This is a genomic window from Kutzneria sp. NPDC052558, assembly GCF_044547355.1.
Taxonomy (GTDB): Bacteria; Actinomycetota; Actinomycetes; order Mycobacteriales; family Pseudonocardiaceae; genus Kutzneria.
Genome location: NZ_JBIUAG010000018.1, coordinates 74856 through 94440, shown reverse-complemented (window position 1 = coordinate 94440; position 19585 = coordinate 74856). Strand labels below are relative to the sequence as shown.

Annotated in this window: 17 protein-coding genes; 5 read left to right on the top strand and 12 right to left on the bottom strand. The window is 71.9% G+C overall.

The features are described 5' to 3' along the window. Positions 1 to 190 precede the first annotated feature (190 nt). The 7 genes from rpsI to eccCa all read right to left on the bottom strand — a co-directional run bounded on the left by rpsI (position 191) and on the right by eccCa (position 8610). Entirely contained in the window at positions 191 to 760 is a 570-nt protein-coding gene (gene rpsI / locus ACIG5F_RS29485; RefSeq protein WP_396522968.1) for a 30S ribosomal protein S9, read from the bottom strand. 14 nt (positions 761 to 774) lie between these two features. Beyond that, positions 775 to 1218 carry a 50S ribosomal protein L13 gene (rplM, locus tag ACIG5F_RS29480; protein ID WP_211765042.1) on the bottom strand — a complete coding sequence of 148 codons (444 nt, stop codon included), beginning with the start codon at positions 1216 to 1218 and terminating at the stop codon, positions 775 to 777. A 274-nt stretch (positions 1219 to 1492) separates the two neighbouring features. Continuing rightward, positions 1493 to 1783: a WXG100 family type VII secretion target gene (locus ACIG5F_RS29475; protein WP_396522966.1), complete on the bottom strand. Its 291-nt coding sequence runs from the start codon at positions 1781 to 1783 to the stop codon at positions 1493 to 1495. An 82-nt stretch (positions 1784 to 1865) separates the two neighbouring features. Continuing rightward, positions 1866 to 2180, bottom strand: coding sequence for a WXG100 family type VII secretion target (locus tag ACIG5F_RS29470; protein WP_396522964.1), 315 nt, complete (start codon positions 2178 to 2180; stop codon positions 1866 to 1868). 141 nt (positions 2181 to 2321) lie between these two features. Next, a complete protein-coding gene (locus ACIG5F_RS29465; RefSeq protein ID WP_396522962.1) occupies positions 2322 to 2705 on the bottom strand; it encodes a hypothetical protein in 384 nt (127 codons plus the stop codon). Between the two features lie 13 nt (positions 2706 to 2718). Further along, positions 2719 to 4503: a type VII secretion-associated protein gene (locus ACIG5F_RS29460; RefSeq protein WP_396522960.1), complete on the bottom strand. Its 1785-nt coding sequence runs from the start codon at positions 4501 to 4503 to the stop codon at positions 2719 to 2721. Positions 4504 to 4614: 111 nt separating this feature from the next. Next, a complete protein-coding gene (gene eccCa / locus ACIG5F_RS29455) occupies positions 4615 to 8610 on the bottom strand; it encodes a type VII secretion protein EccCa (protein ID WP_396522959.1) in 3996 nt (1331 codons plus the stop codon). A gap of 197 nt (positions 8611 to 8807) precedes the next feature. Between eccCa and eccD the strand changes: the two genes are divergently transcribed. Continuing rightward, positions 8808 to 10205, top strand: coding sequence for a type VII secretion integral membrane protein EccD (eccD, locus tag ACIG5F_RS29450; protein WP_396522957.1), 1398 nt, complete (start codon positions 8808 to 8810; stop codon positions 10203 to 10205). Between the two features lie 6 nt (positions 10206 to 10211). Then, the gene (gene mycP, locus ACIG5F_RS29445; protein WP_396522955.1) at positions 10212 to 11678 is read left to right on the top strand and encodes a type VII secretion-associated serine protease mycosin; all 1467 of its coding nucleotides are present in this window, start codon (positions 10212 to 10214) and stop codon (positions 11676 to 11678) included. A 59-nt stretch (positions 11679 to 11737) separates the two neighbouring features. Here the strand turns inward: mycP and ACIG5F_RS29440 are convergent, their stop codons facing one another. The 3 genes from ACIG5F_RS29440 to eccB all read right to left on the bottom strand — a co-directional run bounded on the left by ACIG5F_RS29440 (position 11738) and on the right by eccB (position 14835). Then, positions 11738 to 12769: a WXG100 family type VII secretion target gene (locus ACIG5F_RS29440; protein ID WP_396522953.1), complete on the bottom strand. Its 1032-nt coding sequence runs from the start codon at positions 12767 to 12769 to the stop codon at positions 11738 to 11740. 73 nt (positions 12770 to 12842) lie between these two features. After that, positions 12843 to 13148 carry a hypothetical protein gene (locus tag ACIG5F_RS29435; RefSeq protein WP_396522951.1) on the bottom strand — a complete coding sequence of 102 codons (306 nt, stop codon included), beginning with the start codon at positions 13146 to 13148 and terminating at the stop codon, positions 12843 to 12845. Positions 13149 to 13209: 61 nt separating this feature from the next. Further along, positions 13210 to 14835: a type VII secretion protein EccB gene (gene eccB, locus ACIG5F_RS29430; protein WP_396522949.1), complete on the bottom strand. Its 1626-nt coding sequence runs from the start codon at positions 14833 to 14835 to the stop codon at positions 13210 to 13212. A gap of 135 nt (positions 14836 to 14970) precedes the next feature. Here eccB and eccE point away from each other — a divergent pair, with 135 nt between their 5' ends. From eccE to ACIG5F_RS29415, 3 genes are read left to right on the top strand one after another with little or no spacing between them, the layout of a single operon-like run. Then, positions 14971 to 16290, top strand: coding sequence for a type VII secretion protein EccE (eccE, locus tag ACIG5F_RS29425; RefSeq protein ID WP_396522947.1), 1320 nt, complete (start codon positions 14971 to 14973; stop codon positions 16288 to 16290). Next, complete coding sequence (locus ACIG5F_RS29420; protein ID WP_396522945.1) at positions 16287 to 17021, top strand: hypothetical protein; 735 nt, start codon at positions 16287 to 16289, stop codon at positions 17019 to 17021. Before eccE ends, ACIG5F_RS29420 begins: the two co-directional genes overlap by 4 nt. 47 nt (positions 17022 to 17068) lie before the next feature. Beyond that, complete coding sequence (locus ACIG5F_RS29415; protein ID WP_396522943.1) at positions 17069 to 18172, top strand: WD40/YVTN/BNR-like repeat-containing protein; 1104 nt, start codon at positions 17069 to 17071, stop codon at positions 18170 to 18172. Here the strand turns inward: ACIG5F_RS29415 and truA are convergent. Both truA and rplQ read right to left on the bottom strand, forming a co-directional pair. Continuing rightward, positions 18165 to 19019 carry a tRNA pseudouridine(38-40) synthase TruA gene (truA, locus tag ACIG5F_RS29410; protein WP_396522941.1) on the bottom strand — a complete coding sequence of 285 codons (855 nt, stop codon included), beginning with the start codon at positions 19017 to 19019 and terminating at the stop codon, positions 18165 to 18167. The two genes, ACIG5F_RS29415 and truA, sit on opposite strands and share 8 nt — an antisense overlap. Next, positions 19016 to 19558: a 50S ribosomal protein L17 gene (gene rplQ, locus ACIG5F_RS29405; protein WP_396522939.1), complete on the bottom strand. Its 543-nt coding sequence runs from the start codon at positions 19556 to 19558 to the stop codon at positions 19016 to 19018. The genes truA and rplQ overlap by 4 nt, the downstream gene beginning before the upstream one ends. Between the last annotated feature and the right edge of the window lie 27 nt (positions 19559 to 19585).

Genomic DNA, 19585 nt, shown 5'->3' with positions numbered 1-19585 from the left:
ACGTGCCCCCCCCCCCCCCCCCCCCCCCCCCGTGCGGCCCCGCCCCCCCGCGCCGGGGGGTCGCGGGGGGGGGGGGGGGGCGCCGCCCCCCCGCGCGGGGGGGGGGGGGGGGCCCCCCCCCCCCCCAAGACACCGAAAGGCGGCGTGGTCTGCGCTTTCCGCAGACACACGCCGCCCGTCGACTTTCGCCTTACCGCTTGCTGTACTGAGGCGCCTTGCGGGCCTTCTTCAGACCGTACTTCTTGCGCTCCTTGGCCCGCGGGTCACGGGTCAGGAAGCCGGCCTTCTTCAGGGCCGGACGGTCCTCGGACTCGAACTCGATGAGCGCACGGGCGATCGCCAGCCGCAGCGCGCCGGCCTGGCCGGAGATGCCGCCGCCGACGAGGTTGCCGATGACGTCGAACGTCTCGGTGCGCTCGACGGTCACCAGCGGCTCCTTGATGAGCTGCTGGTGGACCTTGTTCGGGAAGTACTGCTCCAGGCTCTTGCCGTTCAGCGTGAACTTGCCGGAACCCGGCACCAGTCGCACGCGAACGATGGCCTCCTTGCGGCGGCCGACGGTCTGGATCAGGCGGTTGGGCAGCGCGACCGGGGCGGGCGCCGCAGCGGCCTCGTCCTCGGCGTCCGCCTCGACGGCGTCGAACTCGGCGACGGCGTCGGCCTCGGTGGTCTCGGCGTCGGTGGTCTCGACAGCCTCGGTGGCCTCGGCAGCGACGGCCTCGTCGGCGAGCTGCTCGGGCTCGTGGTCAGGAGTGGTCACTGAAACTTCCTCGGTCACTGGGCGATCTTGGTGATCTCGAACGGCTGCGGCTGCTGCGCCGCGTGCGGGTGCGCCGGGCCGGCGTACACCTTGAGCTTGCTGGCCATCGCACGGCCCAGGCGGGTGTGCGGCAGCATGCCCTTGATCGCCCGCTCCACGAGACGCTCGGGCTGCTTCTCCAGCATCTCGCCGAAGGAGCGCTTGCTCAGGCCGCCCGGGTGGCCGCTGTGGCGGTACACGAAGGCCTGGTCCCGCTTGTTGCCGGTGAGCGCCACCTTCTCGGCGTTCACGATGACGACGAAGTCACCGGTGTCGACATGCGGGGCGTAGATGGGCTTGTGCTTGCCACGCAGCAGCGTCGCGGCCTGGGTGGCGAGCCGGCCGAGCACCACGTCCTGGGCGTCGATGACGTGCCAGGCGCGGTTCACCTCGCCGGCCTTCGGGCTGTACGTGCGCACGGATCTACCTCGTCGTCACTCACTCTGTAGCGCGACCCTGCGAAGGTCCACGCTCATGTCATGGGGTGTCGTTGCGGCGGGCGCGCCAGCGTGATCACGAACTGCTGGAGCACGCGCGGCAGCAAGCCTCGCGCCGCATTACCGCACAACAAAGAAAGAAGATACCCGGCCACACCCGTGAGGGTCAAAACGGGTGGTCGGAACACATACGTGGACCCCAGGACTGGTCGTCCCGGGGTCCACGGGCACTGCGAACGCAGGCGTGAGGAAGGTCTCAGCCCCAGAGCTTCTTGGCCGAACCCTCGGCGTCCTGGTAGCCCTCGCCGGCCTGACGCACGGCGACGCCGATGGCCTGAAGGGTCTCGTTGAAGTCCTTGGCCGCCTGGTCCCACCGACGCTGCGCGTCCTGGTACGCCTCGGACGCGTCACCGGTCCAGTCGGCGACGATCGGGGCGATCTTGCCCTTGAGGTCGCTGAGGTGCTGGTCGATGGTGTTGGACGCGTTGGTGATGTCGGTCGACGCCTGCTGGATCTCGGCGAAGGTGACCCTGATTTCACCGCTCACGGTGTTCTCCCCTGAATGAAGTAGACAAGTCCGTTGATGAAGAAGCTGCTATTACGACTACGGCAGAAACAAGAAGCCGAGGTCAGCCGTTGAGGCGGCTGGCGATGTTGCTGATGCCGTGGTGCGCCGCGTCTTCCTGCTGCGAGTAGGTGTCGGAAGCGCCCTTCATGGCGGTGCCGATGTCGGACAGCGCCTGGTTCAGCTTCTTCGCGTCCTCCATCAGACGCTGCTGGAGCTGCTGGAACGCCTGCGAGGCCTGGCCCTTCCAGCTGGCCTCGAGCGGGGCGAGGTCGCCGTTGAGCTTGCTGACCGTCGCGTTGATCTCCTGCTCGACGTTCTGGATGTCCTTGGCGCAGCTCGCCATCTCAGCGGTCTTGGTACCGAAACTACCGGCCATTGGGACAGGCCCCCTTCAATCTGGGTCAGTTCTGCGTGCTTGGTTCGTACATCTACTGCGACGACGACAGTGCCATGGTCGGTTCCACCCCGTCGCGACTTCTTCGCAAACAGTTGCTCTAGTAAACGCACCCGGGTGGAACTACCCCCGGTAGAAGATTCCCTCCTGCAAAAAGTCCTCGTCATCGTCACTCGGACGGGGGCGTCGGCTCCCCGGTGCGGGTGGCTTCGGCCCACTGGCAGTAGTCGACCCGATCGGGGCGAGCAGCTCGGCGCCCTCCGGCAGCCGGTCCACCGGCAGCCCCTCGTCGGCGCGGAACGAGGCGGCGGCCCGCCGCAGCCCCGGCGAGGTGAGGTCGGCCGGCTGCGGCTGGGTCTGCCGGGCCCGCACCCGGCCGACCAGCTCCCGGGTCTTCCCCTTGGTGGCCGCGCTGCGGGCCCGGGCCTCGGCGGCGGCCCTGCTGCCCCGCGCCACGGCGGCGTCGGCCTCGGACCGGAACTGGCTCATCGCGTCGCCGATGTGCACGGCGTCTCCCTCCTCAGGCCTGCACCGCCAGTGTGCTCACGACCTGTTCGCACGCGGCCAGCACGGCGTCCTTGCCGCCGGTCGGGTACTGGCAGCCGACGCTGACCTGCGCCTTGCCCTGGAGCACCACGTACCAGTCGACGGACGCGCCGTCCCGCTGCTCGTTGTAGTAGAGGACATCCTTGCCGCCGAAGCGGACGCTGTCCGAGAAACCGGAGTACCCGGAGCCGCCGGCCGCCACCGCCGACCGCACCTGGCTGACGGCCAGGTCGCGCTGGGCCGTGGCGTCGTAGGTCAGGGCCCGCTCCTGCACGTCGATCAGGTGCTGGCCGGTCGACCCGTCCGGCTTGAGCTGCACCTCGCGGCGGGACGCGTCGCCGCCGACCTGGCTCCAGCCCACCGGCGCGGTGAAGCGGTAGTCGTACTGGGCCACCGGCCTGCCGTCCGGGCCGGCGGTGACCAGCCGGAACACCGTCACCCCGGCGGCGATCACCAGCACCGCGGAGCCGACCACGAGCCACGGCAGCCACTTGCCCCGGGTCTTCGCCGCCACCGGCACGCTCACCGCCACCGGATGCGTGACGTCGGAGGTCGGCCTGAAATCGGCCGCGCCGGCCGGCATCGGCCCGGCACCGCCGACCGGCACCGCCGGGTAGCCGGGGCTCGGTGTCTCCAGCGGCTGCTGCATCGGGCTCGGCGGCCGCACTCCCGGGTAGGCCCCGGTCCGATGTGGATCAAGCGTGACGACCCGCAGCGCGCCGCGGGCCACGATGGTCTCCGGTTGGTCCAAAGTGGTCGCAAGCACGCCGGTCCGCTCGTGCACCAGCCGTGCCACCAACGGAATCCGGCTCGAACCGCCGACCAGGAACACGGTGCTCAGCTCGCCCGGGGTCAGCCGCGCGGCCCGGACGGTCTCGGCGACCAGGTCGGCCGCCCGGCCCAGCTGCGGGCCGACGATCCGCTCCAGATCGGCCCTTGTCACGTGGGCATCGGGGAACGGCGGCGGCATCGGCACGTCGGTGTAGGCGTGCCGGGACAACGTCTCCTTGGCCCCACGCACGTCCTGCCGCAGCACCCGCCGCCGCCGGCGGTCGGCCATCTCCCGGCCCTCCACCAGCGCCCGCCAGGCTTCCGGGTCCTGGCCCGACACCAAGGTGCCGACGTGCTCCAGCAACGCCTGGTCGATGTCCGCGCCGCCGAAGTTCGGCTCGCCCCGGGCCGCCAGCACCTCGAACGAGGCCCCGCGCCGACGCACCACGCTGGCGTCCACGGTGCCGCCGCCCAGGTCGAGCACGGCCAGCGCCGCGCCATCGGGCATGGCAGTGGACGCCGAGTGGAACACCGCCGCCGCCACCGGCTCCGGGACCAGCGACAGCTCCGCGCCCAGCCCCTGCCCGGCCTGGCGCAGGATCCGGGTGCGGACCGCGCCCCAGTCGGCCGGGTGGGTCAGCACCAGCAGATCGATCCGGGCCCCGCCGACCAGCCGTCGGGCCTCATTGGTGGCGCGGACCAGCACGGCCCGCACCACGTCCAGCACGTTGAGCACGGTGTCGCCGAGCAGCAACTGCCCCTCGTCGATGCGCCGCTTGGGGTTCGGCTCGTACCGCGACGGGTCCACCGCCGCCTGCCGCTCCGCCTCCTGCCCGACGAACAGGGTGCCGCCGCGGTCGGCGAAGACCGCCGACGGCATCACCGGCGTGCCGCCCTCCAGCACGACCAGCTGCGGCTCCCGCCCGTCGACGGCCACCGCCACGCACGTGCTGGACGTGCCGAAGTCGACCGCTACGTGAAAGGACATCGCGCTCACCCTCCTCGGAAGGGTCGCGAGGCCCCGCCGGTGCTTCGCACGGCAAGGGCGAGGCATCGGCCCCAGAGGGGCCGATGCCCGCGCGGCATCAGCGCTGTCAACTCACTCGCCCGGCAGCCACGCGGTCTGCATCAGCTGCTGGCCCAGCTTGCGGGTCACGATCACGCCCCGGCCCGGCGGCAGGATCTGCGGCTTGTACGTGCCGACCAGCACACCCTCGTCCTTGCTGCAGCTCATGACCATGCCCGGCGCGGCGATCTCGCGCAGCTTGCCGATCACCGGGTCGAACAGCGCCCGGCTGGCGCCGCCGGAGCGGCGGGCCAGGATCATGTGCAGGCCGACGTCCTTGGCCTGCGGCAGGAACTCGGCCAGCGGCTGCAGCGGGTTGCCGCTCTGGGTGGCGACCAGGTCGTAGTCGTCGACCACGACGAACACCTCCGGCCCCTTCCACCAGGACCGGGCCTTGAGCTGCTCCTGGGTGACGTCCGGGCCGGGCAGCCGGCCCTTGAGCGAGTTGCGCACGTCGTTGACGGTGTCGCCGAGCTGGTTGGCCGACACCACGTAGCTGAGCAGGTGGTCGGTGTCGACGAAGCCGAGCATCGTGCGCCGGTAGTCGACCAGCAGGATGACCGCCTCGGCGGTGGTGTAGCGGGTCATGATGCCCCGCACCACGGTCCGCAGCAGGTTGGTCTTGCCGGACTCGCCCTCGGCGAACGCGTAGAAGTGCGAGTCGTTGTCGAAGTCGAGGAACAGCGGGGCCAGCCCGTCCTCGTTGACGCCGATCGGGATCAGGCGCGGGTTGCGCTGCTGCTGGGGCAGCGGCAGCTGCTCGTAGGGCAGCAGCTCGGGCAGCAGCCGGACCTGCGGCGCGACCGGGCCGCGCCAGGCGCCGGTGATCTTGGCGATGGCGTCCTGCACGCCGGCGGCGACGTCGCCCGGGTTGGACGAGGAGTCGATGCGCGGCAACGCGGTCAGGAAGTGCAGCTTGTCCGGGGTCATGCCGCGGCCGGGCCGGCCGACCGGCACGTTCACCGCCACCTTGCGGTCGAACTCGGACTCGCTCGGGTCGCCCAGCCGCAGCTCGAACCGGGTGCCCATGAGGTCCTTGACCGCCGGCCGGATCTCCGCCCACCGGTTGGCCGAGATGATCACGTGGATGCCGAAGGACAGGCCCTGCGCGGCCAGGTTGAGGATGGACTGCTCCAGGGCCTCGAACTCCTGCCGGAAGTTCAGCCAGCCGTCGATGATCACGAAGACGTCGCCGTACGGGTCGTCCTTGATCTCGCCCCGCCGCTTGCGGTTGCGGAACTCGACCATGCCGTCGATGCCGGCGGCGCGGAAGCGCAGCTCCCGGTCGGCGATCAGGCCGGTCAGCTCGGCCACCATGCGGCGGGCCTTGTCCGGCTCCAGCCGGCTGGCCACGCCGCCGACGTGCGGCAGCCCCTCCAGCGGCGCGAGCGTGCCGCCGCCGAGGTCCAGGCAGTAGAACTGGACCTCCTCCGGGGTGTGCGTGACGGCCATCGACATGATCAGCGTCCGCAGCAGCATCGACTTGCCCGACTGCGGGCCGCCGACGACCGCGCCGTGGCCGGCCGCGCCGGAGAAGTCGGCCCAGAACGGGTCCCGGCGCTGGTCGAACGGCTTGTCCACCAGGCCGAGCGGGATCTGCAGGTAGCCCTGGTAGCCCTGCGGGTAGATGCCCCGGTCCGGGGTCGCGGCCAGCGGCGGCAGCAGCATGTCCAGCGACTGCGGCTCGTTCAGCGGCGGCAGCCACACCTCGTGGGCCGGCGCGCCCTGGCCGACCAGCCGGCCGACGATGACCTCGAGCACGCTGGGCTCGATCTTGTCGTCGTCCTTGGGCTTCTCCTTGACGACCTCGCGCGGCTTCTCCGGCTCCTTGGGGATCTCCACGAAGTCCGGCACGAAGAACTTGGGCCGCCGGTCGCCGCTGATGCCGGCGGGCGTGGCCGGGCCGGCGATCATGCCGGCCGGCCGGTACGGGCCGGACACGTAGGCGGCCTTGAACCGGGTCATCGGCTCGCCCTGCACGGCCAGGTAGCCCGAGCCCGGGATGGGCGGCAGCTCGTAGGCGTCGGGCACGCCGAGCACCGCCCGGGACTCGGACGCGGAGAAGGTCTTCAGGCCGATTCGGTAGGACAGATAGGTGTCCAGGCCGCGCAGCTTGCCCTCCTCCAGCCGCTGCGAGGCCAGCAGCATGTGCATCTGGAGCGACCGGCCGACCCGGCCGATCTGGAGGAAGATGTCGATGAAGTCCGGCTTGGCCGTCAGCATCTCGGAGAACTCGTCGATGCAGATGAACAGGGCCGGAAGCGGGTCGAGGTCGGCGCCCTTCTCGCGGGCGCTCTCGTAGTCCCAGACGTTCTTGTAGTTGCCCTTGGCCAGGACCTCCTGGCGGCGGGACACCTCGCCGGCGATGGCGTCCTTCATGCGGTCGACCAGGGTGAGATCGCCGGACAGGTTGGTGATGACCGCGGCCACGTGCGGCGCGTCGTCCAGACCCAGGAAGGTCGCGCCACCCTTGAAGTCGACCAGGATCATGTTCAGCGCGGTGGACGAGTGGGTGGCCAGCAGGCCCAGCACCAGGGTGCGCAGGAACTCCGACTTGCCCGAGCCGGTGGCGCCGATGCACAGGCCGTGCGGGCCCATGCCGCCCTCGGCCGCCTCCTTGATGTCCAGGTCCACGGACTGGCCGAACTCGCCAACGCCGAACGGGATCTTGTACCGGTCGGACTTGGGCCGCGGCCGCCAGGCCTGGGCGATCTCGAAGGTCATCGGGTCGCCGGGGATGCCCAGCAGCTCCAGGATCGGCGGGTTGGCGTTGAGCAGCGGCTGGTCCTCGCCGCCGGTGGCCTCCTGGCCGCCGATCCGGTACGGCGACAGCCGCCGGGCCAGCGCCTCGGCCTCGGCCACGCTGAGCCCGTCGGGCTGGCCGAACCACTCCACGCCGGCGTTGCTGCGGGCGCCCAGCCGCGTCGGCTCCACCACCAGCCGCAGGCCGCGGCGGGCCGGCAGGTTGCCCAGCGAGTCGGACAGGTCGAGCAGGGTCACCCCGACCAGGCCCTCGTCGAGGATGATCTGCTCCTCGCGGCTGACCTCGCCGTCGTCGACGATGATCAGGATGTGCGGCTGGTCGGTCAGCGGCGGCGCGTTGCGCTGGAAGCGCTGGCGGTCCTTGGTCAGGTCCTGGAGCCAGTCCTCGACCTGCTGGAGCGAGCCGCTCATCAGCCGCAGCTGGCCGATGCCGTCCACCTCGGTCGGGTGCTGGGCGTGCGGCAGCCACTTGCACCATTCCCACTCGTTCTTGGCCCGCCCGGCGCTGACCACGGCGACCAGCAGGTCCTCGGGCGAGTGGAAGGTGACCAGCTGGCCGACCATGGCCCGGGCCAGGGCGCGGGTCTGGTCCCGCTCGCCCAGCAGCGAGATGGCGGCGAAGCCGCGCATGGTGATCATGGTGGGCAGCTCGGGCACGATCGAGTGGGCGCGCACGAACCGGCGCAGCGCCAGGGTGGCGATCGGCTCCAGCTCGTCGACCGGGCCGGTCTGCGGCGGCACCAGCCGGGTGGCCAGCCGCTGCGAGCCGCGGGCGATGCGCACGTGGCCGAAGTCGGGGTCGGTCTGCCGGCGCTCCCACATCCGCCGGGTGGTGGCCATCGACCACAGCGCCTGCGGGTCCGGGTGGTTCCACTCCAGGGCGGCCCGCTGCTCGTCGGCCGCGTCCCGGGCGCGCTCCCGCATCTGGCCGAGGTAGCGCAGGTAGTCCTTGCGGTCCTCGTTCATCTCGGCCTTGCGCTGCGAGCCGCCGCGCCCGCCGCCGGCGCCGCCGGCCATCATGCCGACGGTGGAGATGAGGAAGAAGCCGCCCATCATGATCGTCTGCGGGTTCTTGGCGCCGGGCGCCGCGAACATGTACCCCATCATGCCCACCGACGCCACGATCATGACGACCGGCAGCACCTTCATCACGATGTTGCCGGGAATGACCCGGGGCAGCTCGGGCGGCGGCTCCAGGTGCACCTCACCGCCGGGCGGCCGCGGAGCGGCAAGGCGCGCCTGACGCCTGAACTGGAGCGTGCTCACCGGGACACACCTCTTCGGGTCGGGGGTGGATCTAAACCCATTGGAACGTCTTCACCGGAACCGCCGTTCCCGGCCGTGCCGGTGCGGCCATACTAGGGGCGGCCACCGACAGCGCGCGGCCGGTTCGCGGAGTTCGGGCGCGCAACGCCGGCGCGGTGGTGTCAGTCCACACGAGACCGAAAGATGAGGGGGCCCTGGTGGCAACCGGTACGACGGTGTTCAGCCGGGTGACCGTGGTCGCGCCGCAGACACGCATCGACGTCGCGTTGCCGTCCGACGTCGCGGTTGCCGACCTGATGCCGATGCTGTTGCACATGGCCAAGGAGGTCAAGCCGGACGGCGGCGCGCGGCACGGCGGTTGGTGCCTGGCCAAGCTGGGCGATCCCCCGCTGGACGCGAGCCGCACGCTGGCCTCGCTCGGCGTCGTCGACGGCGATCTGCTGCAACTGCGCCGCCGCTCGGAGAACCCGCCGCCACCGCTGTACGACGACGTCGTGGACGCCATCGCCGAGTCCAATCCGGACAGTTTCCGGCCGTGGACCCCTGAGACGGCACGGCGAATCGGTCACGTGGCCGGCACCGCCGCGCTGATCGGGGCGGCCGTCGCGGTGCTGCTGGCCGGTCCGGTGCTGCCGGGCGGCTACGGCCTGGTGGCCGCGATCGCCGCCGGCGTGGCGATGATCGCCAGCGTCGCGGTCGGGGCCGTGCTGACCCGCGTCTACCAGGCGCCGACCACCGGCGTGATCGTGGCCGCGGCCGGCGGCCTGCCGATGGCCTTCGTGGCCGGGCTCTACATCATTCCCGGCGACGTCACCCGCTGGAGCCTGTTGTTGGCCTGCCTGCTGGTGATGATCGTTTCCTGGGCGTGCATCCTGCTGGTCGGCTCGGGGGTGACGGTGTTCATCGCCGCCGCCACCGCGTCCACCCTGGGCTGGCTGGCCTTCCTGGTCGGCGCGCTGCTGGACACCCAGCCGATCGCCGGCGTGGCCGCCGGCGCGGCCGCGGTGTCGCTGGTCGCGCTGTCCTGGCTGCCGCGGTTCACCATCCGGCTGGCCAAGCTGCCGCTGCCCACCGTGCCCAGCAACGCCGAGGACCTCAAGGACGACGGCGGCTTCCCCGAGTACGCCATGATCGAGAAGCGAGCCGGCCTCGCCCACGAGTACATGACCGGCATGATCATCGGGGCCGGCGTGACCTCCGCCGTCGCCGCCGTGCTGGCCGCCACCTCCGGCACCGTGTGGGGCCCGATCTTCGCCGTCGTGGTCACGCTGGTGATGCTGCTGCGCTCGCGCACCTACGCCAACGGCAGCCAGGCGGTGGCCCTGCTGGCCAGCGGCATCGTCGCCGGCGGCGGCGTGCTGGCCGGCTGGATCGCGCTGTCCGACCCGTTCGGCCGGCTGCTGTGGGTGTTCGGCACGCTGGTGCTGGTCGGCGCGGCCGCCCTGGTGCTCGGCGTGGCCTTCCCGGGCCAGAAGTTCTCGCCGGTGCTGCGCCGGTCCGTGGACATCTTCGAGGCCATCTGCATCGTCGCGGTGGTGCCGCTGGCGCTGGCCGTGATGGATCTCTACAGCACCCTGCGCCACCTGAACCTCTGAGGGACGATGCTGATCACTAGGACATCCGCGCTGGCGGCGGCCGTCGTGGTCGGCCTGCTCGGCCCCGGCCTGGCCCCCGCGCTGGCGCAGGACACGGCCCCGGCCGCCGGGGCCGACGCGTGGAAGCTGCCGCTGACCTACACCGGCCCGCCGGCCAACGGGCCGGTGAACAACAGCGTCAACGGTGGCGCGCTCACCCTGAAGCAGGGCTGCATCACCTCCACCGGCAGCCAGGCGATCAAGGACGTGCCCAACGGCCAGACCTGGCTGCGGCTGGACCAGGCCCACCAGTACGCCCAGGGCAGCGGCCAGACCGTGGCCGTGATCGACACCGGGGTGAACCCGCACAACGCCTTCGGCAGCAGGCTCCTACCGGAGCAGGACTACCTCAACGGCGTCGCCGGCGTGGGGCAGCAGGACTGCGACGGCCACGGCACCGAGGTCGCCGGCATCATCGGCGCGGACACCACCGGCATGGACGTCGGATTCCAGGGTGTGGCCCCCAAGGCGCAGATCCTGCCGATCCGCCAGTCCAGCTCGGTGATCACCGTGAAGACGTCCAACGACCAGCCCGAGCGCCTGGCCGGCAACGCGGTCACGCTGGCGTACGCCATCCTGACCGCGGTCGCCAAGAACGCCACCGTGATCAACATGTCGCTGTCGGCCTGCCTGACGCCGACCATGGGCACCGGCGACCAGGCGTCGCAGAAGATTTTGCAGAACGCCATCCACTACGCCGTGCACGACAAGGGCGTGGTCCTGGTGGCCGCGGCCGGCAACCAGCCGCAGCAGCAGGGCGGCTGCACCACCCAGAACGACAATCCCGACCCCAACCGCCCCAAGTGGATCGAGTCGCCGGCCTGGTTCTCCGACGACGTGCTGTCGGTCGCCGCGATCAACACCGACAGCGCCAACAACCAGACCCCCGGCACGCCGTCGGCCTTCTCCATGTGGGGCCCGTGGGTCAGCGTCGCCGGGCCGGGCACCGGCATCATCAGCCTCGACCCCGGCACGAGAACCGGCCTGGTGAACCAGGAAATCGCCAACGGCAAGCCGCAGGCGTTGCAGGGCACCAGCTTCGCCTCGCCGTACGTGGCCGGGTTGGCCGCGCTGGTCCGGGAGAAGTACCCGTTGCTGGACGCCTACCAGGTGATGCACCGGATCGAGATGACCGCGCAGCACCCGGGCACGCCCAGCGGCCGCAACAACCAGGTCGGCTACGGCATGATCGACCCGGTGGCCGCGCTGACCGCGGTGATCCCCGGCGAGCCGAACTCCCCCGACACCGCCGCCGCACGGCAGCTGCCGTCCGATGTCGGCGTGGCCCAGGTGAAAAGCCTGTCGCCGATGATGTACGCCATGTACGGCACGCTGATCGGCGTGGCGCTGCTGCTGATCACGCTGTTCGTCGTGCACGCCACCAACCGCGCCCGCCGCAACCACAAGCCGACGCCGCAGCGACTGCGCATGTGAGCATCACTCGAAAGTGACAGGGCCCCGCAGTTGCGGGGCCCTTTTCGTTGCCGGGAAGGCTACTTCTCGCCGATGACGGTGGGGGCGGTCTTCTCCGGCGCGCCGAGCAGGTCGCGCAGGTCGCCGCTGATGCGGATCTTGGACTTGTGCTCGGAGTCCTCGCCGCCCTGGCCCTTCTGACCGCCGGCCATGCCGCCCATCATGCCCATGCCGCCGCCGGCGCCACCCTGGGCAGCGCCGGCGCTCGCGGCCGCCGGGGCGGCGGGCGGCGGGGGCGTGTAGTGCTCGGTCGCCGTGTCGGCGACGCCCGCGACGTTGCCGGCGCCCGGCGCCTGTGTGGGACTGGCAATGCCGCCCGCCGAAATGCCGGCGGCGTGACCACCACCGCCGCCACCCGCGGCAGCGGCGGCATGCGTGCCACCGCCACCCGCGGCGGCGTGCGCGGCGGCCGCATCGGCCGGGGCCGTGGCAGCGGCCGGCGCGGTGGCGGCCGGGGCCGGCGGCGGGGCGTAGTCGTAGGACCAGTTCGAGGTCGGCATCTTGTGCTGCACGGTGATCTTGGAGAAGGCGTCGCCGCCGCACAGCTTGGTGAACGCGTCCAGCACGTCCCGCACCGACTCGAACAGCTGCTTGGTCGGCTCGTGCTGCTCGTCGAGGTGCTCGGCGGCCCGCTTCTCGCCGTGCACCGGCACCGACAACGCGTCCGACACCGTGTCGGCGCTGTCGGCCAGCACGTCGCCCAGCTGGTCGACGAGATGCTCGACGTTGTCGGCGGTCTGCTGCAACGCATCGGCCATGGCGGTCATGGCGTCGGCGAGATCATGCCCGGACAGGCCGTAGGACTGCATGTAGGCCATGAACGAGTCGGCGTCCTTGCCCTGCCACGAGGCGTCCAGGCCGCCCAGCGACTTGGTCAGGGTGTCGGTGACCTCGCCGGCCGCCTTGGCCGCCTTGCGCCAGCGGTCGGCCTCGTCCCGCAGCGCCGACCACTTGCCGACCAGCGGCGCGTAGTACTGCTCGACGGGATCGCTCACGCCCAGCTGGCGGCTGATCTGCGACAGGTAGTCCAGGTGGGCCTGCGACACACTCACTGCAGCACCTCGCTGGCGCTCGGTGTCCGCGTTCGCGCACACTCTGTGTTGAATGGTTCGCTCGCAAGCTCGCTCACTGGCCACCCGCCTTCTTCAGCAGGGCGGCCACGTCCTGGTCGTGCGAGCCGTAGTGGCCGGCGGTCTTGGCCAGCCCCTCGGCGGCCGCGGTGAGCGCGTCCACCGCCCGGCTCAGCTGGTCGGTCAGGGACTGCGCGGCCTGGGCGTACGCGGTGTCGGCCCCGGTGTTGCGGCCCAACTGGCCGAAGGAGTCGGCCGGCAGCGGCGCGCCCTTGAGGGCGTCCCGGGCCGAGCCGAGATCGGCGGCCGAGCGGGACACCGTCTTGGCATAGCCGGCGATCCAGTCCGGATCGATACTCACGCCGCTCACGTCGTCCCCTCCCGCCGGCCGATTCGTTTCCTTCGACGCGGCCGCGCCGCGTTCAGTTCCCGCCGGTCTGCTGCTGCTGGCCCGGCAGCGTGTTCGGGTAGCCGCCGGCGTTGGCCGGCGGCTGCACCGTGTCGTAGGTCCGCAGCGCGGCCGCCGGGTCGAGCGCCGTGCCCTGCGGCAGCAGGCCCACGATCGCGGCCGGGGCCGGGGGATAGCTCGACGGGTCGCCGAGCCCGACGCCGGCGGCCACCTGGTCCGGCGACAGGCCCGGCACCGACGAGGCGAAGCCGTACTTCACGCCCAGATCGGAGATCACGTAGACCGGACCGCTGCCCGCGTCGGCGGTGGAGGTGCTGTCCCGCACCACGGCGGCCTGGCCGGTCGGCAGGTAGAAGTTGTCGACCCGCTGCCCGGCGGTGCTCACGTTGTTCAGCTTGATCGCCGTCTTGCCGGCCGGCACCACCGGCAGGTGGTTCTGGGTGATCCGCACGGTCAGTTTCGGCGTGTTGTTGGGGTAGCTCCACGCCACGCACATCGACGGGTAGTCGGCGCTGGACAACGTGGTGCCGGAGGCGACCTGCGTCGGGAAGTCGTCGATCGGCTGGTACGAGGTGTCGTCGGGCATGTTCACCACGTCGTTGGTGCCCACGTCGTGCTTGCCGCCGTACACGTCGATCACGGCCTGGGCCGCCTGCTCGGAGATCTCGTGCTTGCCGGTGGCCGTCAGCACGTAGACGTTGCGGGAGCCGTTGAGCTGCACGGTGCGCAGGATGTCGCCGATCTTGGCGTTGTCCGGCACCGAGTAGGACGGGGTCTGCCCGTGTTCGGGGATGCTGGGCGCCGTCATGTCGATGGTGCCCGGAACCGCGTTGAGCACGGCGGAGCTGATCGGCCGGGCGTACTGCTTGTGCAGGCCGTAGGTGCCGGCGGCCGACGAGGTCATGTCGACCTTGGCCTTGACCACGGCGGAGTTCTTCAGCTCCGGGTTGCGGCTCAGCGTCGACTTGTCGTAGATCAGGTAGTAGTCCTTGCCGGCGTTGGGCGTGACCAGGAACTGGTCGCCGGAGCCGATCTCGTTGCCGATGTCGGGCACCCCGCCCAGCACCGTGGTGGTGGGCGTGCCGCTGGTCGCGGTGGCGTTGTCCGGCAGCGTGTCGCAGACCGCCCAGTTGTTGCTGATGCGTTGCGGCCCAACGGGAAGCAGCTGGGGACCGTCCACAATGCCCTGCTTCTTGTCCCGCGGCAGCCCCTGCAGCACGTCGTCGTCCACAACGGACGGCGCGGCCGCCGCGGGCGAGGTTGCGCCCTGGGGCGCGGCGCCACCGCCGCCACTGCTGTTGGCCAACAGGATCAGCCGAGCCGACGTCACATTGAACGTGGGCACCAGGCGCTTGTTGCCGTTGGCGTCGGCGATCATGGCGTACACGGCGCCGGACTGCTTGCCGATCACCACGCCGTTGGACTCCGGCACCGAGCCGGCCGGGCTCAGCACGGCGAACAGCACGAAGCCGATGGCCGCGACCATGGCCACCAGCACACCGACCACCGCCGAGCGCATGTGGGAGCCCATCGGGTCGTGCATCATGACCGAGTCCTTGCGCACCAAGGCGGACTCCATCCGCTTCAGCATGAATCGGTACGCCTGGACCTGGGACTTGCTCGTGGGTGTCGAAGGCATTCGCGGCTCGCAGCTCTCCCGTTCGCGGTACGGTTTCGCAGGATAGCGGGAGGCTGGGCCGGCCGGGCGTGCTTCGGCACGACCGATCGGCGCTCGACCGGTATCGCAGCGCACACCGAGGGGAAGATCGAGCGGATGTCCGTGACCACGCAACGCCCGGGCCCGCCCAGCAAGGGCGCGCCCCCGCCGCAGCCGCAGGCCGCTCCGGAGCCGCCGCGGCGCGTGCCGCCGGCCCGTCGCCGCAAGGCGGGCGCCAGCATCGGCGGCCTGCCGGTCGGCAATCTGGTCGTGCTGGAGGTCGGCGTCGCCATCGGTCTCGGGCTGCTCGCGATCAACACCTCGCTGCTGCCGGTGGCCGGTGGCGTCGCCGGCCTCGCCCTGATCCTGATGTTCATCCGGTGGAGTGGCCGTTGGTTCACCCAATGGGTGGGCCTGACCCTGCGCTACCTGCTCCGCTCGCACACCCGCGTGACCGCGCCGGCCGAGGGCGCGGCCGCGCCGCTCGGCGAGGACGGTGAGACCAAGGTCATCGGCGCTGAGGACGCCCGGGTCGCGCTGCTCCGGCTCGCGGTGCCGGACCTCGTCGTCGCGCACGCCGTGGACCACGAGCACGCGCCGGTCGGCATGGCGTGGCAGGAAGGCGTCTGGACGGCCGTGCTGCGGGTCGAGCTGGAGCCGCTGCTCGTCGCCCCCATCGGCAAGGCGCCGAACCTGCCGCTCGGGGCGCTCGCCCCGTGCCTCGAGGACCGCGGCGTGGTGCTGGACTCGATCCGCGTGCTGTGGCACTGCTACCCCGGCAGCACCATCCTGCCGCCGGCCACGCCGGCCCTGTCCTCCTACATGGAGGTGATCGGCGCGCTGCCGACCTCGGCCCGGCGCACCACGCTGATCGCGGTCCGGTTGGACCCGAGGCGCTGTGGCGCGGCCATCCGTGAGCGCGGCGGCGGCGTCGTCGGCGCGCACCGGGCGTTGATCGGCGCGCTGTCCCGTGTGCGCAGCGCCCTGGAGGGCCGCGGTGTGCCGACCCGCCCGCTGGCCCCCGACGAGCTGCTGTCCACCGGCATCGCCATCGGCGAGCTGACCGGCGCGCTCAACGCCGAGGGCCGGATCGGGCTGATCGAGAAGTGGGGCGGCGTCACCGCCGCCGGCGTCGGCCACTCCAGCTACTCGATCACCGGCTGGCCCAGCGGCGGCGTGGCCGCCGGCCTGAACGCGTTCACCAGCATCCGCGCGCTGTCCTCGACGGTCGCCCTGGCCGTCTCCCCGGGCGGCCAGGACGGCGAGGTCGGCCTGCGCGGGCTGGTCCGGATCAGCGCCCGCACCCCGGCCGAGCTGGACCGGTCCGAGGACCGCCTGGACAAGCTGGCCGACCAGCTCGGGTTCGCCATCACCCCGCTGCGCGGCCTGCAGACGGCCGCGCTGGCCGCGACCCTGCCGTTCGGAGGATGGGCATGAGCACCGGTCAGACCCGGTCCCGCGACACCATGGGCAAGGTCGGCGGGCTCGCCCCCGAGTTCCTGGCCTCGCCCGAGCTGCTGGACGCGGTCAGCCCGTCGGCCGAGCGCGGCGGCATGCTGATCGGCAGCGACCCGCGCAACGAGCCGGCCAGCGTCTCGCTGCTGCGCCCGATGCCCACCCGCGTGGTCGCGCTCGGCGGCCTGTACCTGGCCCGCCAGCTGGCCCTGCGGGCGCTGGCCGTGGGCGCGCTGGTGATCATCGCGACCGGCCGGCCGCAGGCCTGGCAGGCGCTGGCCCAGGCCACCATGACCGGCCCCAACGAGCGGCCGCTGCCGGTCGTGTCCATCCGCCGGCTCTCGCCCATCGAGCTGCCCGACGGCACCGAGGACAAGCCGGTGCTGGTCGTGCACGACGGCGGCGCCACCCCGGTCGAGCTGCTGCCGCCGCGCACGCCGTGGCAGACCACCATGTACGTGCTGCCCTACCTGCACCCACAGGCCGGCCAGCTGGCCGCCAACGCCGACCTGGTGCTGATCCAGCGGTTGCAGGCGGCCCAGGCCCAGCTGGCCGCCCGGATCTGGCGGCTCAACCCGGCCATGGTCAACGAGCTGGCCCAGCTGCGCGACGACCACGTGCTGGCCTTCGGCCAGGACCTGTGGATGCCGATCCGGCTGGTCACCAACGAGGGTGAGAAGAAGATCCTGGGGCCGGTCCGCCGGGGCGACTGACCGCCAGCCCGGCGCAACCCGGGCCCGGCGCCAACCGTCACCGCATCATGACGCTCACTCGAAACGCGGCGGTGGCGGCCGCCGCGTTGACCGCCCTGCTCGCCGTGCCCGCGACCGCGTCGGCCGGCGCGGCGCCCGCCGGCGCGGTCCCGACCGGTTTCGCCCCGGCCTCGAGCAGTTGGCTGACCCCGAAGCACGGCTACGTGCTCGGCTACGCCGGCTCGACCGGCTACCTGCTGGAGACTACCGACGGCGGCGCCCGGTGGTCCCGGCTGACCGCCCCGCCCGTCGCGCTGCCCGACAACCACAACCACGTCGCGCTGACCGTGCCCGACGCCAAGCACGCCTTCGTCTCCGACGGCGAGCACATCCAGGCCAGCACCGACGGCGGCCGGCACTGGTCGGCCGTCACCCTGGCCGGTCTGGCCACGCCCAGCTACCTCACCAAGATCACCATCGCCGACGGCCAGGTGCTGGCGCTGGCCAGCACGCTGAGCCGGCCCGACCACAACACCACCCAGCTCTACCGGGGCAAGGTCGGCGCGCGGACCCTGCAACCGGTGCCGGGCCTGTCCATCGACGGCAACAGCACCTACGGCGACCTCGCGGTCGGCGGCGGCGTGCAGGTCACCGTCGGGGCCGACTACACCGACAGCAAGTACTGGACCTCCACCGACGGCGTGCACTTCACCGCCTCGCCGCTGCCCTGCGGCACCGACAAGCAGACCGAGCTCGACGGCGTGCGGCAGGGCAAGGTGCTCGCCCTCTGCCTCGGCGACCCGTCCAACCCGTCCCCCGGCCACATGCACAAGCAGCTCGTGGCCGCGGCCGCGCTGGGCGTCCGGTTCCAGCCCGCCGACACCGAGGCCCCGCTGCCCGGCATCAACCAGGGCTTCGCCGCCGGCTCCGACCAGAACGCCGCCATCGCCGCCACCGGCGGCGGGGTCGAGTTCCTCTACAGCACCACCGACGGCGGCCGGAGCTGGCAGACCACCGAGCTCGACGAGGACCGCTTCGGCCTGGCCGACCTGCGCTTCGTCGACCACGCCTTCGGCACCGTGATCACCGGCGCGCCGGACGCGTGGAACGGCTCGGTGCTCTACCGCACCACCGACTCCGGCCACAGCTGGCAGCCGGTGACCTTCAGCTAGCGGCGCTGACCCGGACGTTGCGGGTGATCGCGGCGCGGGCGGCCAGGTCCTGGTCCGCGGGGTAGTCGACCCGGACCAGGGTCAGGCCGTGCGGCGGGGCCACGGTGACGGAGCTGGAACGCTCGGTGGCGCGCAGCAGGGAGGCCGGCCAGTCGACCGGCTTGCGGCCCTCGCCGACGGCCAGCAGGGCCCCGACCAGGCTGCGGACCATGGAGTGGCAGAAGGCGTCGGCCGACACGGCGGCGGTCAGCACGGTGTCGTCGCCGCGGGTCCACTCCAGCCGCTGGAGCTCGCGGATGGTGGTCGCGCCCTCACGTCGCTTGCAGAAGGCGCAGAAGTCGTGCTCCCCGAGCAGCAGCCGGGACGCGTCGGTCAGGGCGTCCAGGGACAGCGGGCGGGGCCAGGAGATGGTGTCCAGGCGGCGCAACGGGTTCGCGCCGTAGGGGGCGTCGGCCACGCGGTACTCGTAGTGCCGGCGCAGTGCGGAGAAGCGGGCGTCGAACTCCTCGGGCACCCGGGTCGCCCGGAACACCCGGACATCGGCCGGCAGGATCCGGGACAGACGCTTGGCCAGACCGTCCACATCGGACTCCACCGGCAGGTCGACGTGCGCGACCTGCCCGCTGGCGTGCACGCCGGCGTCGGTGCGGCCGGCCACGGTCAGCGTCAGCGGCCGGCGGAACACCTGCGACAGCGAGTCCTCAAGCACCCCGCACACCGTGCGGCGCTCGGGCTGGCGGGCCCAGCCGGAGAACTCGGTGCCGTCGTAGCCGAGGTCCAGCCGAACGCGGACGAGCCCGCCATCCCCGGGGGGAGTGGCGGGCTCGTCGTGGAACGCAGAAGTCACTCGGACTTCTTGTCCTCAGCCTCGGGGGTCTCCTCGACCTCGGCGACAGCCTCGGTCTCGGTGGCCTCGTCGGCGGCGGCCTCCTCGGCGGCCGGGGTCTCGACGACCTCGGCGGCCGGGGCGACGGCCTCGTCCTTGGCGAACTTGGTGCCGCGGGCCTTCTCGGCCTCGGTGGTGACCAGCTTGTCCGCGACCAGTTCGATCACGGCCATGGGGGCGTTGTCGCCCTTGCGGGGCATGGTCTTCACGATGCGGGTGTAGCCACCGTTGCGGTCGGCGAAGTGCGGGCCGATCTCGGCGAACAGCTTGTGCAGCACGTCCTTGTCGCGGATGGTCTTGAGGACCTCGCGACGGTTGTGCAGGTCGCCGCGCTTGGCCTTGCTGATCAGCCGCTCGGCGAGCGGACGCAGCTTGCGCGCCTTGGCCTCGGTGGTCTTGATCCGCCCGTGGGTGAACAGCGCGGTGGCCAGGTTGGCCAGCAGCAGCCGCTCGTGGGCCGGAGACCCGCCAAGCCGGGCGCCCTTGGTGGGGGTCGGCATTTCCGTTGCTCCTGTGGTCTAGAACAG